This is a genomic window from Taibaiella chishuiensis, assembly GCF_003014535.1.
Lineage (GTDB): Bacteria > Bacteroidota > Bacteroidia > Chitinophagales > Chitinophagaceae > Taibaiella > Taibaiella chishuiensis.
Window position 1 is genome coordinate 513,022 of sequence record NZ_PYGD01000002.1, and the last position, 14,522, is coordinate 527,543.

Annotated in this window: 14 protein-coding genes; 8 read left to right on the plus strand and 6 right to left on the minus strand. The window is 50.2% G+C overall.

The genetic code is table 11. The features are described 5' to 3' along the window. Positions 1 to 20: 20 nt before the first annotated feature. From B0I18_RS09675 to B0I18_RS09685, 3 genes are all read left to right on the plus strand, one after another. The gene (locus tag B0I18_RS09675; RefSeq protein WP_106522610.1) at positions 21 to 482 is read left to right on the plus strand and encodes a GNAT family N-acetyltransferase; all 462 of its coding nucleotides are present in this window, start codon (positions 21 to 23) and stop codon (positions 480 to 482) included. A 35-nt stretch (positions 483 to 517) separates the two neighbouring features. Further along, positions 518 to 1,039 carry a GNAT family N-acetyltransferase gene (locus B0I18_RS09680; protein WP_106522479.1) on the plus strand — a complete coding sequence of 174 codons (522 nt, stop codon included), beginning with the start codon at positions 518 to 520 and terminating at the stop codon, positions 1,037 to 1,039. Between the two features lie 274 nt (positions 1,040 to 1,313). Next, positions 1,314 to 5,240, plus strand: a complete 3,927-nt coding sequence (locus tag B0I18_RS09685) for a Dyp-type peroxidase (RefSeq protein ID WP_106522611.1) — start codon at positions 1,314 to 1,316, stop codon at positions 5,238 to 5,240. Positions 5,241 to 5,396: 156 nt separating this feature from the next. Here the strand turns inward: B0I18_RS09685 and B0I18_RS09690 are convergent, their stop codons facing one another. The 5 genes from B0I18_RS09690 to B0I18_RS09710 all read right to left on the minus strand — a co-directional run bounded on the left by B0I18_RS09690 (position 5,397) and on the right by B0I18_RS09710 (position 9,655). Beyond that, positions 5,397 to 5,795 carry a DoxX family protein gene (locus tag B0I18_RS09690; RefSeq protein ID WP_106522480.1) on the minus strand — a complete coding sequence of 133 codons (399 nt, stop codon included), beginning with the start codon at positions 5,793 to 5,795 and terminating at the stop codon, positions 5,397 to 5,399. 127 nt (positions 5,796 to 5,922) lie between these two features. After that, the gene (locus tag B0I18_RS09695) at positions 5,923 to 7,014 is read right to left on the minus strand and encodes a hypothetical protein (protein WP_106522481.1); all 1,092 of its coding nucleotides are present in this window, start codon (positions 7,012 to 7,014) and stop codon (positions 5,923 to 5,925) included. 3 nt (positions 7,015 to 7,017) lie between these two features. Beyond that, positions 7,018 to 7,905: a tetratricopeptide repeat protein gene (locus tag B0I18_RS09700; RefSeq protein WP_181358410.1), complete on the minus strand. Its 888-nt coding sequence runs from the start codon at positions 7,903 to 7,905 to the stop codon at positions 7,018 to 7,020. A 188-nt stretch (positions 7,906 to 8,093) separates the two neighbouring features. Continuing rightward, positions 8,094 to 8,420 (minus strand): YegP family protein, encoded by a 327-nt coding sequence (locus tag B0I18_RS09705; RefSeq protein WP_106522612.1) that lies wholly within the window; start codon positions 8,418 to 8,420, stop codon positions 8,094 to 8,096. Positions 8,421 to 8,686: 266 nt separating this feature from the next. Next, on the minus strand, positions 8,687 to 9,655 hold the full coding sequence (locus B0I18_RS09710; RefSeq protein WP_219905954.1) for a caspase family protein: 969 nt from the start codon (positions 9,653 to 9,655) through the stop codon (positions 8,687 to 8,689). Between the two features lie 186 nt (positions 9,656 to 9,841). Between B0I18_RS09710 and B0I18_RS09715 the strand changes: the two genes are divergently transcribed. From B0I18_RS09715 to B0I18_RS09735, 5 genes are all read left to right on the plus strand, one after another. Further along, positions 9,842 to 10,351, plus strand: coding sequence for a hypothetical protein (locus B0I18_RS09715; protein ID WP_106522483.1), 510 nt, complete (start codon positions 9,842 to 9,844; stop codon positions 10,349 to 10,351). A gap of 52 nt (positions 10,352 to 10,403) precedes the next feature. Further along, positions 10,404 to 11,051 (plus strand): hypothetical protein, encoded by a 648-nt coding sequence (locus tag B0I18_RS09720; protein ID WP_106522484.1) that lies wholly within the window; start codon positions 10,404 to 10,406, stop codon positions 11,049 to 11,051. Beyond that, entirely contained in the window at positions 11,033 to 11,827 is a 795-nt protein-coding gene (locus B0I18_RS09725) for a sensor histidine kinase (protein ID WP_181358411.1), read from the plus strand. The genes B0I18_RS09720 and B0I18_RS09725 overlap by 19 nt, the downstream gene beginning before the upstream one ends. Then, positions 11,824 to 12,438 (plus strand): response regulator, encoded by a 615-nt coding sequence (locus B0I18_RS09730; protein WP_106522486.1) that lies wholly within the window; start codon positions 11,824 to 11,826, stop codon positions 12,436 to 12,438. Before B0I18_RS09725 ends, B0I18_RS09730 begins: the two co-directional genes overlap by 4 nt. A gap of 92 nt (positions 12,439 to 12,530) precedes the next feature. Beyond that, positions 12,531 to 13,307, plus strand: a complete 777-nt coding sequence (locus B0I18_RS09735) for a TIR domain-containing protein (protein ID WP_106522487.1) — start codon at positions 12,531 to 12,533, stop codon at positions 13,305 to 13,307. Between the two features lie 282 nt (positions 13,308 to 13,589). Here the strand turns inward: B0I18_RS09735 and B0I18_RS09740 are convergent, their stop codons facing one another. Then, positions 13,590 to 14,042 carry a hypothetical protein gene (locus tag B0I18_RS09740; RefSeq protein WP_106522488.1) on the minus strand — a complete coding sequence of 151 codons (453 nt, stop codon included), beginning with the start codon at positions 14,040 to 14,042 and terminating at the stop codon, positions 13,590 to 13,592. Between the last annotated feature and the right edge of the window lie 480 nt (positions 14,043 to 14,522).

A 14,522-nucleotide genomic window follows, 5' to 3' on the forward strand; every position in this document is an offset into this window, starting at 1 on the left:
ATAATAAACCGTACTATAAAATGAACCCGGGAATCGTGATCAGGAAAGCTGTTGAAGCCGACAGCGAACAGGTTTGGGCATTGATGCAACAACTTGCCCTTTTTGAAAAATACATCGATATTTTTGCCATTACACCGGAGATCGTAAGGCAAAGCGGCTTCCATAAGGATCCCCCGGATTTTTATTGCCTTGTGGCGGCCGACCGGGACCAGGTTGTGGGCATGCTGGTGTATTACATCCTGCCTTATACCGCGCGTAACCAGCCGGCCCTCTTCCTTAAGGAATTGTATGTATCGGAAGCCTGCCGGGGACAAGGCATTGGCGAATCGCTGATGCATGCTTTGCGGGAAGAAGCCCGCTTACAGCATTGCAGTGGTATTAAATGGCTGGTAGCGCCCTGGAACGAATCCGGAAAAAGGTTTTACGAACGCCTGGGGGCCAGGGAGGATACCAGCTGGTTGCAATACGAATGGCAGGTCTGACCTGCTGTTACACCTGGTTATTAAAAAAGTACAACATGGATACCATCATCATTAAAGAGGTTGGCCCTGCTGACCTGGAAAGCCTGCAGCAGATCAGCCGGCAAACATTTATCGAAACCTTTGCCGGTAGCAATACGGAAGCAGATATGGAACAATACCTGCAGCAAGACCTTTCCGCAGCGCGGTTGACCGGAGAACTCGCCGATCCGCATTCTTTTTTTTACTTCGCCCTGTCCGGCGATACCGTTATCGGTTACCTGAAACTCAATACGGGCAAGGCACAAACGGAATTGCAGCAGGAGCATAGTCTTGAAATAGAACGGATCTATGTATTACAGGCCTGTTATGGCAAAGGGGTAGGGCAGGTATTGTATGAAAAAGCAGTAGCGGTTGCCAGGGATCAAAAGGTCGCCTATATCTGGTTGGGGGTATGGGAACATAACCTCAGGGCCATCCGTTTTTATGATAAGCAGGGTTTCGTCGCCTTCGATAAACATATTTTCCGTTTGGGTAAGGACGAGCAGACCGATATCATGATGAAGAAGATGCTGTCCTGATCAGAAGCCCGTTCGATGTCAATCCTTTTGCAGCATGCTTTACAGGTCATGGGTTAAGGAAAGATGAGCTTCTTTTTCGATGCTGTATGATGCCGTTATGGCTGGTGTTACGCCTTTATACATATAATAACCCCGTATGGATACCTGGTTTATAAAACAGGTGTTTGTACGGGGTTTTGTTAGGCGGAATTATGGGTACTTAGCCTGGGAATCCTTTCCGGTATTCCCGGGTACACCAAACACCAAACACATCGCTAACATAAAACGCTCGAAAATGAACACACTTAAATTAGAAGAAAGACTCGATGAAGTCTGGAAGCATTGCCAGCGCGGCCTGGTCTATCCTTCGCCCTTTGCGGTTTTCGCCACCTTCTGGCTGAAGCAACCGGAAAGCCGGTTACGGCTGGCCGAACTCCTGGCCGGTTTCCGCGAAGAGATCAATAGCAATGAACGGCTGGCCAACCGCAATACCACGGTGGTATTGGGTGTTTCGTTTAAAAACTGGAAGGACATCTGTACCGCAGAAGGATTGCCGGTACCCAAAGGGATGCAATTGAATTTTCCTACCGACAAAGATCCGCTTACTTCGGATGTATTCGGCGCTTCGAAAGGTGTTTTTGAAGATTCGAAAGGCGACCTCTGGTTCCATATTAAAAGTGATGATGAAACTGCCTGCAAGCTGGTACTCGATATGGTGGTAGATGCCCTGAAAGACAATACCAAAGGACATTTCGCGCAGGAAGCTGCGTCCAAATCGGATAAGAAGGACGGGCATAACGGTAAAGTACTGGGTTGCCGTTTCTCCGAAAACCTGAACAATCCTTCCGATCCGATCACCATTGCCAAGCATACCCTGATCGGCGGCGACGATATCCGGCACCTGGGCGGCTCTTTTGTACTGGCCCAGCGTTTCCTGATCAACTGGAACCAGATCAATATGATGACCGAGGACCAGATCGAAGACCTGATCGGCCGTAAAACAGATGATACCATTATTCCCGACCGCGATTCCCGTAGCCATATCAAATCGGCAAGGGTACAGGATCAGAACGGGAACACCACGCCGGTACTGCGCCTGGGCTTACCCTTTGGCCGTGCCAAACAATCGGGTACCGGTTTCCGTGCGCCTAAATCGGTTACGGCATCCGATGAAGAAGGCATCTATTTTGCCGGTTTTGCCAAAGAAGCCGGTATCCTCGAAAATATTATGAGCAACCAGATCGGCGCCGATAGCGGCTTTATGAACGATCGCCTGTTCAATCACCTGAAGTCGGACCTGGGCGGTTTATTCTACATCCCCAGTGTGGACGATCTCGGCCTTGATGCACAACCGGGGTATACCAATAACTTTACGTTTATGGAAGAGGGCGACTGGTCGAAGTTTCCGGGCGTGGACTGGACGCGCCTGGACCGGCACTACCAGGATGCCTCCGAAAACGGGCTGATGTATTACAGCCACCAGAACTATTTATTTACCATGTCCACCGGTATCAACCGGCGCAACTTCTTTTTTAAAACGCCTACAAACCGTATCCTGAGCCTGTTGGAGAACATCTTCTCTTTATGGCAGGACAACTGGTATTTTAACCGCAAACAGGAAGAGATCAAAGAAGACATCCGGCATTATATGGATGCGTACCCGGGCGACGACAAGCCTGCAGACATCATGCAGGAATCGATCATGGTCCGTAAAGGCTGGGCCATCCGCCTGAGCCTGCGTTTATTCAGCTCCCCGGAGTACGGCTTCAGGGGACGTAAGATCAGGTTCGCCGATGGCTCCTTACATCCTTATTCCGCATTCCTCGAGCCCAAAGGCGTATGTGTTTATGGTTCGGATACCTATCGTATCGCACCCGAAGAGATCATCGTGGGTGCAATGCCCAATCTCTCCCTGGGCGAAGGCCGTTATGTTATGAAGTACCTGTCGGATACCGAACGTATGGATGGCTTCTTAAGCAACCTGAGCGAAGCTTCCGGCGTAGGACACGTAATCCCCAATTATGAAAAGGCATTGGAAAAAGGCCTGAAGGAGATGAAGGCCGACGTGCTGGCTTACGAACAAAAGGCAACCAGTAAGGAGTTGAAAGACTTTTACCGTTCGTCTTACCTGGCACTCGAAGGGATTACCGAATACATGCTGAGTTATGAAACCCTGGCCCGCGAAACCGCGGCGCAGATGGCGGAAGGCCAGCAATGGGAAAAAGAAAACCTGCTGGCGATTGCAGACCGTATGCAGAAACTGGCTCATGACAAACCCGATACCTTCGTGGAAGCGGTACAGTTTATTTTTACCCTGCATACCTGCCTGCACCTGAACGGCGAACCTACGGCTATCGGCAGGATGGACCAGTTGTTGCAGCCTTATTACGACAAGGGCGGTATTACGGAAGATGAGGCACAGGAAATTATCGATGCCTTTTATATCAAGCTGGACGAAAAGGTACAGCAGAACAGGATCTTTATGGAAGATCACCAACCTTTCGGTAACCTGGCCATGGGCGGCAGTTCCGGTCCTTACCCGCAGGGCGCTTCCCTGGGGCAATGGATCCAGCAGATCACGGTAGGCGGTACCGTTGCCGATGGTGCACCCGATTTTGAATCTTCCCGTCCTGCGTACAACGTCCTTACCCGTTTGTTTATACGCGCTTCCGGCAGGCTGCCTTTAAATGCGCCTTGTCTCTCGCTGCGCACACGTAAGGACATTCCTTACGAAATACTGGAAGATGCAGCGCATGCCTTACTTTCGGGTGGTGCGCATCCCATATTGCTCAATGATGAAAAGATAATCAAAGGCCTGTACCACAGCGGCGATCATGTAGGCGCCGACCTCGGTGACAAGGATAAAAAATGGAACTCGGCGGTAACCATGAAGTCTGCGCAGAACTATGCCTGCGATGGTTGTTATGAACCGCAGTTTCCCGGCGAAAACTGGTTCTCTTTAGGTGGTTTCTCTACCTTGCAACCGCTGGAATGCGCATTAAACCAGGGTCGCACCTATTCTTCCGCCGGTCAGTCCTACCTGTTCGGACAAACCGTATCGCTGAATTCCAAACCGGCCGACCAGATCAAAAGTTTTAAAGAGCTGCTCGATATTTATTTCCAGCATTTCGAATTGCTGAACCGCAAAGCCTTTAACGGCCAGCTGATGGGCTTCGGCGCCAATACCAAATTCTGTCCTTCGCCTATACTGAATGTGCTGATGGATGATTGCCTGGCCCGCGGACTTGATTTCTACAGCGGCGGTACCCGGTATAATATCTACGGCCCTTGTTATATCTCTTTAAGCTCGACCATCAATTCCCTGTATGCCATCAATACCATGGTGTTCGATACCCGCAATGCGGTAACGACCCTACCCGAACTGCTGGAATGCCTGTGTTGCGACTGGGGGTATAAGATGACCGAGCCCTTTATCAGCACGCTTTCGGGCGAGTCCCGCATTGCCGGGCGCTCCGACCGCTTTAAACGCCTGAGGGAAATAGCCCTGGGATTGCCGCGTTATGGTCGTGGACACCACGAAATAGATCATTTCGGCGACCAGATCATTGCAGGCATCGCCAAGATCTCGGTAGAGACCTTTACCCAGCCGCTGCCGCAGATGTACAGCACCTTGCAAAACCTCGCCGCCCGCTATGGCACGGAAGAACATCCTTTCGGTATCCAGATACAACCGGGTGTAGGCACCTTCGAAAACCATGTGGAAATGGGCGCCTGGAACGGGGCCAGTGCCGACGGCCGCAGGCTGGGCACCGCCGTAGCTTCCGATCTGAGTGCTGCGCCAAGCCCGATGGATTTGCCTGTGGAACATCAATACGCCGGCTTTGAAGCCTCGCTGGCCGGTTTTGCCGGTAAGGGCGCTGAAATGATGTCGGACGGCGCGCCTACGGATTATAACATCAACGAAAACTTCCCGGCAGAAAGGATTATCCGCGTGATGCAGCAATTTGCCGAAGGACAGTCCTCCAACATCTTAACGATTACCGTAGCCAGTCCCGACACGTACAGCAGTGCCGTGAACTCGCCCGAACAGTACAACCTCCTGAGGGTGCGTACCGGGGGCTGGTCCAACTTCTTTACATCGGTATTCCCGCTTTCGCAGGACCAGCACCGCAGAAGACCGGTATCGACTCCTGAAGTGCTGGAGCCCAAAGCCAGCGCGGCGCAGAAATGCCCCTACCATCAGCAAATGGTCGCAGAATAAGATAAAGGATCAAAAGACAAGGCCATCCATAACTTAGTTATGGATGGCCTTTTTTTATATACCCTGTTCTGTTGATGGGCGAAATAGTCCGGGTAGCTTATCGCTTGCCCCGGTAACGCGGGCCTTGCGCTTCAGGACCTGTACCCATGCGCCCGATTACGGGCAACGTTTCTGTGCGGTACTCTTTAAGGCCCATGCGATAAGCAGGGGTTGAAACCATAGCCTGGTAAAGCGTTTGGCGTCAGTATCCAGGCCAAAGGCATCGCGGTGGTGGGTATACTGTGCTATATTACCCGGGAAAACCGCGGCGAAAAATAAGGCCGCAATCTTGCCAGTCAGGCCCCGGTGCCGTTTGGGCGCCACGACCAGCGCCGTACCCAGCGCAATCTCTGCAATGCCCGAATACAGTACGGTATCCTCTTCCTTTAAGGGTACCCAATCCGGAACCTGTGCCTTAAAGGCTTTCCGGGCGAAACTGAGGTGGCTGATGCCTGCAAACACTAATCCTGCGCCCAACAGGATGCGGCTCCCGTTTTTTACGATTGACCTGTTCATAACAAAAACTTTTACCGGAGAACAACAGCGGGAGCAGATGGTTGCAGTCGAAAAACTAAAATTTTATCCGGCCCGGTATAAAAATGCACAAAAAGCAATGCACAGGATTCGAGATGTGTGTCTGTCCTTACCGGCGCTCGTGGAGCAGGCGTTCCAGCATCATACAGAATAAGTCGGCGTCCCGGCCTATTTGGAGTACAGGCGATTTGCCGGCATCTTTTCCTATTTCAACCCCGTCGGTATAGGGATTAATGGCCAGTATTTTGTCCAGGCGTATATGGCTGTTCTTTTTCTGCCCGGTAAAGAGGATCCGTTTATTGGTCAGGTACAGGGTGCCGGTATCTATATGTTTCATGGTGTCGACGGTATAATGTTGGGTACTGCGCGTGCCGGAATTTAAATAAAAGCCTTTGGCAATTTTAATGCGGCCGGAGAAGCCGGTATAGCTGGTACGCACCCTTTCCTGCCGGAGCTCGTGCCAGCGTACATTGGGGATATGCATGTGACAGGTCTCCGTTAGCGACAACACGATGCCGGGTTGAATGACCGGGAGGGCCTGGTGTTCAATAGCCCAGTAGCTTTTAAGTTTACGGATCTGCTCCCGGGTTTGCTCATTGAGGGTGATATGGACACGAAGACTTTGCGATATGCTTTCGAGTTCCCGTTCTTCCTGCGGGGATACCCTTTGGTCGGCGATCATCTTGCGGATATAGGTTTCGACGAACGATCTTCTTAGCGCTGAAGAGATGTTTTCGGTTAGTTCCTGCGGCAGCCGGAGGCTCCCGGCAAGCCCGGCAAGGAAGCGCTCCTTGTCGGCGGTCAGCCTGCCGTCTTCTATAGTTTTATGGAAGGCGCTCCTGTAGGCCTCTTCGCCGAGTTTAAGCTGCAGCTGCCTGGCGCTTGCTTCATCGAGGGCAAGTATCGATTGCAGGTGCTGCAGTGGCCGGGATTCCAACGGCCCCGGCATCTTGTCGTTGATACAGCGGTTGAGGTATACGGCATAAAACTCTTCCATATTGCGCAGGTATTCTTTGTTTAGCCGGAGCCGGTACCTGCTTTCGATTTGTTGTATGTCGCTGCGTTGAATATGCAGGATATCTCTTGTCGCCAGTAAGTTATTCACTTCGATCACTGCATTATCGCGGGGCGCCTGTTGCAGCAGGCGTTGCAGCCATCCCGGTGCTGATAAAGGTCTTACCTGGTAAAGGTTATGGTTCATAGCTTATTCGTATTTTCTGTATTCTTCGTAAATAGGTTGATTCCAGTCGCAGACGCCGCCATGATGCGAACAGGCGCCGCGGCCCCGGGCATTCGAGGTACTGCCGTCACAGCAGAGCGTTTCGTAGCCTACCACCCGCTTCCGGACCGGGTTTATTTTGTTGTGTAATTTTTCGGCGTCTTCATTCCCCGACTGGAGTAAGGGCTTGAGCTCGTTTACCGCTTCCTCTATTTTTCCCGTTTTGCTATAACACATCGCCCGTTGAACAAGCAATTGCTTGTTGTCAGGATCGGCATCCAGCAGTTGACTGATCAGGGGCAGGGCAGCCTTGTATTGTCCCGACTGTACGAGTGCCCCGGCATGACGCGTTCGTAGCCCGGTAAGTTCTTTTTGCAGCAGGCTTTGGGCTGCTGCGTTTTCCGCAAAAGGAGCCGCCTGTTCCAGGAGTTTAATGGCCGCAGCGGTTTTGTGCTGTTTAGATAACTCATTGCTGCGCCGGATATAATATTGCAGGCTATCCTGCTTGTCTGCATGCCCGGGCTTTGCAGGTTGTATGGGCTGCGGTTTTTCCGGTTGTGTAGGCTGCGTTCCTGCCGCGGATAGCGCCTGGGGTTTATCGGTGGGTAGGACATCATCGGCAAGGTGTTTTTTTAATAAGGGTAGTGCACAGAATAGTAGTAGCAAACAAACAATCGTTTTGGCCCAGGGCGTAAACCGCAAGCGTAGCCTGCGTTCGAGATACCGTTGGCCAGGGGGCAGCAACAGGGTGCCGATTGCGGCGAACAGCAATAATAACAGGGGTTGCAACAGGCAGGCAAGCGCCAGGCAATAAAAGTAAACACCCAGTATCCACAACAGGACGTTATAGAATTTGCTTTTTGCTTTTGCCAAAACAGGTTGGCTTTTAAAATAATCCGGTAGTACCCTTGCTTGCTCCGGGATCAGGTCAGGCACATATTTCATAGGTTGGTTCTTTCTTTTTTCTTGAATGAGGACAGCTGTATAAACAGGCTCCGGGCAGCACAAACCGCCCGGGGCCTGTTTCGTTCTAATACTATCGGGTAGCTATGCACAGCTGCTTATGCATCCGCTACAGGTGCGCTCGGGGCATTGGCCTTAACGGAGGTTATACCATTGTCGCGGCCGGAGGCTGTTTCGTACATTTCGCTGGTGCCGATAACCTGGCCGTTGCCCGCCTTCAGGTTGAAGTAATATTTGTTGTTCCTGGATGTCAGCCTATCGTATCGGCTATCATCTGTAGCATTCGTTTTAACGGATTCGATCCCGTTGTTGCAGGAAGCCCTGTTGGTGTAGTGTTCACTGGTCAGTATGGTTTGCCCGTTGTCGGCTTTAAGGTTGAAATAGTACTGACCGTTCGTAGCGGTAGTGATTACGAATTTCCCCATTTTTTTTAGTTTTTGATGATGATTGTTTATAAGAGCACCGGCGCCTGCTTTATTTGTGTTGCCAGCAGTAACCACCGCCTGCGACCTTACGGGTACAGGCGGTACCTTTTTTGCCAATGTATCCGCAATAGCTGCTGGATTTGTGTTTGGAGCTTGTGCCGTCGTCCTTATAGCAGGAGCAAAATAGTGTTGTCGTCAGTAAAAGCAGGGTGAGTTTTCTCATTGTTTTTTTATCGTTTTTGTTTTAATGGAAGAGCGGTGTTACATCAGATCTTTTTGCCCTGTACCAGGCGCCAGTAGTGTGCGCCCAGTGGTGTCAGCCGGCATCCGTTGCCGTTCATGGCAGCCCAGTACATATGCTCATCGGGCAAGGGTTCGACCAGACCTGCCGCCTGCATTTTTTGCAGCGATTTAAATATGGCCACCTTTTCCGGCGTGGCGTAGGGCTCTGTGTAAACGTGGACTACAGCCGGGTCGTTGGTGTATTCGTAAGCCGGGCTGAGCTCGTAAGTTGCATCCGGATCCGGGAAGTACTCGGTTAACTTTTTCAGGATTTGCAAAGGCAGCTTCGGGTTGGCTTTGCGCAACACCATAAAGTTGCAGACATTTGTTTTAAACACCGGGCGTTGATCCCAGGGACCCAGTGCCTGGTCGATATAAGCATAAATGCTCGCTGGTGTAATATGGCCGTTGATATCTGCTGCGCCACCTTTTAATGCCTGTATCAGCAGGTTGGTAAATATACCCTTGCCTTTTACCTCCATCGCGACTTCATTTTTTTTACTGGCCGTCAGGATCGTTACGCCTTCATTGATATGCCCTATGGCTTCGAAGTTGAGGTCCGGTGCGGTGATCGCTGCACTGTGGCAACAATCCAAAATGATGATCTTGTTTGTACTCGGGCATTTATTGGCCAGTGCCACGATCTCGTTCATGGAGATACCCTGGTCGTGCGGCCGGTGGTCGGGTGTTACCAGGTAGCCGCCGGTTTCAGTAAGCGCGCCGTGGCCTGAAAAGTAAAAGAGTACCGTATTATACGACTCCTTAAAAAGTTCGATGATCAGTTGGCGTAAGTTTTCTCTGCTGGCTACATTAGGTTTTAACAGGACGTGGAAATTGAGCGAACCATCGGCATGGGTGCTTAGCAGCTCGCTGAAATCCGAGGCGTCCTGTATGCAACCGGTAAGGGGAGCGGAGGGGTAGGCATTGATGCCTACGATAAGTGCTTTTTTCATTTTTATAATAGTTTGAATTTTACTGCAAAATTTTCCACTTCGGGCATTTTCTACAATACCTAATGATGGGTATTTGGACACGCCGAATCATTTGCTGTTTGTTTAAATACCTAAGGCTAGGTATAGGAACGGCTAACGTTCCGCCTCATTTTTGCAGTATCAAATCACAATTCAAAATCAAAAATTATGAGACAAGAACACACAGTAACCAACCAGGATGATTGCATGGATGACACAGCGCCCAGTAGTGCTTTTGCGTACCTCAAATCACTTCCCGCGAATTATGACAACCCGGTGCTGGATAGCTATAAGCGATCACGCGACTCGAAGATCATCGATCACCAGATCGCCGAAGACTTTACCCGCAGTTTCCGCACACCTTCGCAATCGTTCTTTATTCCTGTTTCCTGGTCGATGACCAAGGCGGCGCTGATCAACCTGTTGGGTATTACTGCCCACGAAGGTTTTGACGAAGTAAACGGCGTACGTTTTTATGCAGGGATTAACGACGACAGGCAATTGACCCTGGTGGCTGTTACCACTAAGGCAGGCGATGGCTGCAGCGACGATCTTACCTACGCTGAATCCTATCCTTACTATGATTACGCAAAACCCTGTCCGACCGACTGCAGTAACCGCGGTAATCTTAAAGTGCAGAACGGCCTGGCTGCAATGGTTGAAGTTGGTGTTAAATAGGAAAGTAAAAATTATATATTTTTGCTATCTTACCAAGACCAAACCCATTCCTATGAAACTAGAAAAATTACTGGTTAATTGCTCCGAGGTCAGTGTCCTGATCCCTGTAATCGCAGGGATCAGGAGCTACCCGGTACTTACACTGCCCTTCAAAATATTGTTTTATTTCTTCGTCCTGTCGGGCCTGTTTGAAATACAATCCCGCATTGCAATCGTGTTATGGCAGAATAATATGCCCGGGCAACATTTATTTACCGTTGTGCAATTTATTGCCTTTACCCTTTTATTCTTATTGCATACCCAGCGCAAGAGCCTGCGGGTACTGCTTGTGGCGAATATGCTGGTGCTTTTCGGCTTTGCCCTGTTTAACGCGATCACCAGCATAAAAGACCCGAACAGCCTGGCCAGGGGATATGCAGCCGCATCTCTGACCGTTTATGCGCTTATTTACCTGTATTACCTGTTTGCAATAGATAGTACCCGGTACGTCTGGCAGTACCCGATGTTCTGGATCTGTATCGGCATCCTGATGTACTTCACCGTTAATTTCATGTACATCATGACAAAACAATACCTGATTGCAAAACATCTGGATGTGGAATGGGTGGGCCATTTACTGCATTCTGTGTTGAATATTATTGCACATTGTTTATACGCCCAGGCATTCACATCCCTACGCAAATGGAAGACAGCTTCATGATCTATTTCATGGCCATGGTCGTGGTAATTCTATTGCTGGTTGTGGCTATAGTGCTTTACGCATTTTTACACCAAAAAAAACTTGTTTTGTTGCGCATAAGATTGAGTGAAGAGGCGCTGCTGAAACAACAGGACATATTCGATGCATTGCAGGAAGGCCAGGAACAGGAACGGGCAAGGTTATCCCAGGAAATTCATGATGGCGTGGCAGCCAAGCTATCAGGCCTTAAAATGGCCCTGGAATACCTGAACCTGAATGCCAGGGAACACCACGAGCTCATCGCCAAGATATTTACCGGGGTCACGGAAAGCCTGGACGAGGTAAGAGAGATATCCCATAACCTGCAGCCCTATTTTTTTAATAACAGCATAGAGCGCTTGCTGGCCGATCTTGTAGAACAGCATAATACCACCGGCAAGCAGCACAATACCACCGGCAAGTGTAGTTTCTCGCTTTCCATGGATCCTATGGAAAGCTTGCAGGAAGAGCATTTGAAGCTGCATATTTACCGCATCATTTCCGAATTGCTCAATAATATACGCAAACACGCACAGGCCGACCAAGCTTCGGTGCAGATCAATATTGAATCCGGCGCCATGACCATCGTTGTGGAGGATAATGGTATCGGTATGGCCGACGATCAACATCGTTTAGACAGTATAGGTCTGAAGAATATCCGCAACCGCGTCAAGGTCTGCAAAGGTAATATCGATATCGAGTCTTCGGACCAGGGAACAACTGTAATTATTGAGCTCCCCTTAAACAACACTGAATGAAAACATATGCTACCCTGTATCTCGCCGATGATCACCAGATTGTAATTGACGGGCTTAAATTATTAATCGGCAGTGAAGAGGATATAAAAATAGTCGGTTATGCCAATGATGGCGAAGCGGCCCATGCGGGCATCCGAGAACGCAAGCCGGACCTGGCGCTTATCGATTTTAGCATGCCGAAAATGAACGGGCTGGAGGTGATATTTAGCCTGAGAAAAATGCTGCCTGATACCAAATTCGTTATTTTATCCATGTCCGAGAATATCCGCGATATCAGGGAGGCGCAGAATGGTGGGGCTAAGGGGTATATCCGGAAGAATGCGGACCGCGCCACCCTGATGCATTGCCTCAGGGCGGTACTGGCCGGCGGTACTTATTTCCCCGATGTTAAAACGATAGCTGCCGAATCGGAAAAGCAGCTTTTTACACCCCGCGAAATAGAAATTATTAAACTCGTGCTCGATGAATACACCTCGGCCGATATCGCGTTGCGCCTGCATCTGAGCCGGACAACTATAGAAACACACCGGAAAAACATCAACCGGAAATCCGGTACGAATACACCGCTCGGGCTGAGCAAGTTCCTGCTGCAGCACCAGATCAAGTTTTAACGTTCCCGGAAATCAAAAGGTATTGGGAGGGGCAGGTTTACCCGCTCTTATAGCTACTGCTTTGCCCTGTAGCGCAGTGTGTTTTCCTTTTTATGCCAACTAATGCACTTATGGTAGTGATCAATTGTAACTTATTCAAGAAGTACGACGTCGCGTTGTCTTTTGCTGAAGAAGACCGGGCCTTCGTAGACATTGTGGCGCGATTGCTGAAGGAGCGCGATGTCCGGATCTTCTATGACGACGACAAGCGGGTAATGACCTGGGGCCGGGATCTGCGGCATGATCTGGATAAGGTGTATCGCCTGCAGGCCAGGCTCTGTGTCGTGTTCGTATCTGAAGCTTATGGCCGGAAATACTGGACCAGTTTCGAAATGTTCCGGATCAGGGCGCGTGCTTTATTTCAAAGAAGGCGCGTTTATTTTTTGCCTTACCTGATGGACGAAAGCGAATACGCCCGTGCGCTGATGGACATTGGCTGCCTTACCCGTAAAAACCGCGATGAACACGGCCTGGCGGATGCCATCGTTGAAAAATTAAACCAGCAACCGGTCAGGAGATTTGTCCTGTTGTTTTTGGCCTGGTTTGCCCACCGGCTGCGGCGCAACACCACGATTGCCCTCCTGGCCGGTGGCGGCTTGTTCCTGTTCAGGGATACCCTTACCCCTGTAGATATATTGACGCAAAGAATTTACGAACGGAATACGCGGCGGGTTGAGGGTTCCGTATGCGGGGACGGCGCCTTTAGCGAAAGGCAGGGGCGCGGAAGCTGTTCCCATCACGGCGGTGTGGCGCGTAAAGTTGATACCGTACTGCATGACAAGACGATGGAGGACTGCCGGCGCGAAGCCCGGTCTATTTCTATATGGTAAAACCTATCGCGATGTATAAGCGCTTTTTGTTGGTCTGCATTTGTAAGAGCCTGCTTAAGAAAGTACCTTGCTACACCGTCGTATCAGGCCCCTTGCGCTGGTGGTTGTGCACCCGCTGCAAGCGATCTGTGGTTGTTCTATTACTATAAAACATATCAGCCGGCTTGTTGATGTCAACTTTTACAACCCAATACAGATGCTACCTTAAGCCACCCGGAAGCGGCCTGAGGTAGCATTTTTTAGGTCCGGCTTTAAGGTAGTACATGGTTACCCCTGGCCGGCTTAATTAAACAGCAGGGTATTCTGTCCGCTAAAATTCCAGGTAGCGATCGTTTGGGTACAAATGGTGCAGCCGGCGCCATTCACATTCGCTATGACACCGTTGGGCCATCCCAGGCAGCCGTAACTGGATACATTCAGGGCCGGTGTATCGCAGCCGGAAGGACCGGAGCATACAATGCCCCCAAGGATAACACGGTCGGCTCCCGGTGGGGTTGAAATACCGGGAAGGCTTGTGGCTGTGTAGCTGATAAAGGTGCCCGGGGCGATGCTGAGCAGTGCCGAAACGCCGCCTGTACTGCAGGACGTGGCGCCGGGTGTTACCGGCGGACTTACTACCACCCGGTAATACATCGTACAGGGTGTTGTGTTACGTACCGTGAGCCGGCTCGAGTTCTGTGCATAAAGTGCATGTCCCAGTAAGAGCAGGGCAGCAAATAAAAAGATGCTTTTCATAAGTGGTTGTTTTGGTGAGATCTTGAAAATGTTGTTATAGAAAATTGGTAGTGCTGTTACATCGATAAGGGGTGCGCTACCGATATTGCCTGGACCAGGTTGCTTTTGAAGCGCCCTGGTCTTTTTTAGTATATAGTATGGTTTGTTGAAGCTCGCTCTCTCTTTCCTGTATGGGCCTTCTTTGCAGTTCTCTTTAGACGGTGATCATGATAGTGGAAATGTTTATTCCTGCAGGCCGTCTGCCTGATAAGGCTTTACAATTGGGCTTCCCGTTGTTTTATAATGTAAATATAATACAAATCGAAACCGGCCCGTAAGGCTGCCAGCCGGTAATTCATAGCCGTGCAATGCCGGGGCGCAGCCGGGTAACCAGGAGGCATAACCGTGGGTTCGCCATGCAGAGTACCGGGGCATGTTGGTCATTTTTCTAGCGGCCAAATTCAAAAAATCTTATTTTAGCATCCCTTTAAATGCTGCCCC

Bases quoted from the DNA above. Each gene is read 5' to 3' on its own strand.
- B0I18_RS09675 (WP_106522610.1), top strand. From the start codon at position 21: ATGAACCCGGGAATCGTGATCAGGAAAGCTGTTGAAGCCGACAGCGAA.
- B0I18_RS09680 (WP_106522479.1), top strand. From the start codon at position 518: ATGGATACCATCATCATTAAAGAGGTTGGCCCTGCTGACCTGGAAAGC.
- B0I18_RS09685 (WP_106522611.1), top strand. From the start codon at position 1,314: ATGAACACACTTAAATTAGAAGAAAGACTCGATGAAGTCTGGAAGCAT.
- B0I18_RS09690 (WP_106522480.1), bottom strand. From the start codon at position 5,795: ATGAACAGGTCAATCGTAAAAAACGGGAGCCGCATCCTGTTGGGCGCA.
- B0I18_RS09695 (WP_106522481.1), bottom strand. From the start codon at position 7,014: ATGAACCATAACCTTTACCAGGTAAGACCTTTATCAGCACCGGGATGG.
- B0I18_RS09705 (WP_106522612.1), bottom strand. From the start codon at position 8,420: ATGGGGAAATTCGTAATCACTACCGCTACGAACGGTCAGTACTATTTC.
- B0I18_RS09710 (WP_219905954.1), bottom strand. From the start codon at position 9,655: ATGAAAAAAGCACTTATCGTAGGCATCAATGCCTACCCCTCCGCTCCC.
- B0I18_RS09715 (WP_106522483.1), top strand. From the start codon at position 9,842: ATGAGACAAGAACACACAGTAACCAACCAGGATGATTGCATGGATGAC.
- B0I18_RS09720 (WP_106522484.1), top strand. From the start codon at position 10,404: ATGAAACTAGAAAAATTACTGGTTAATTGCTCCGAGGTCAGTGTCCTG.
- B0I18_RS09725 (WP_181358411.1), top strand. From the start codon at position 11,033: ATGGAAGACAGCTTCATGATCTATTTCATGGCCATGGTCGTGGTAATT.
- B0I18_RS09730 (WP_106522486.1), top strand. From the start codon at position 11,824: ATGAAAACATATGCTACCCTGTATCTCGCCGATGATCACCAGATTGTA.
- B0I18_RS09735 (WP_106522487.1), top strand. From the start codon at position 12,531: ATGCCAACTAATGCACTTATGGTAGTGATCAATTGTAACTTATTCAAG.
- B0I18_RS09740 (WP_106522488.1), bottom strand. From the start codon at position 14,042: ATGAAAAGCATCTTTTTATTTGCTGCCCTGCTCTTACTGGGACATGCA.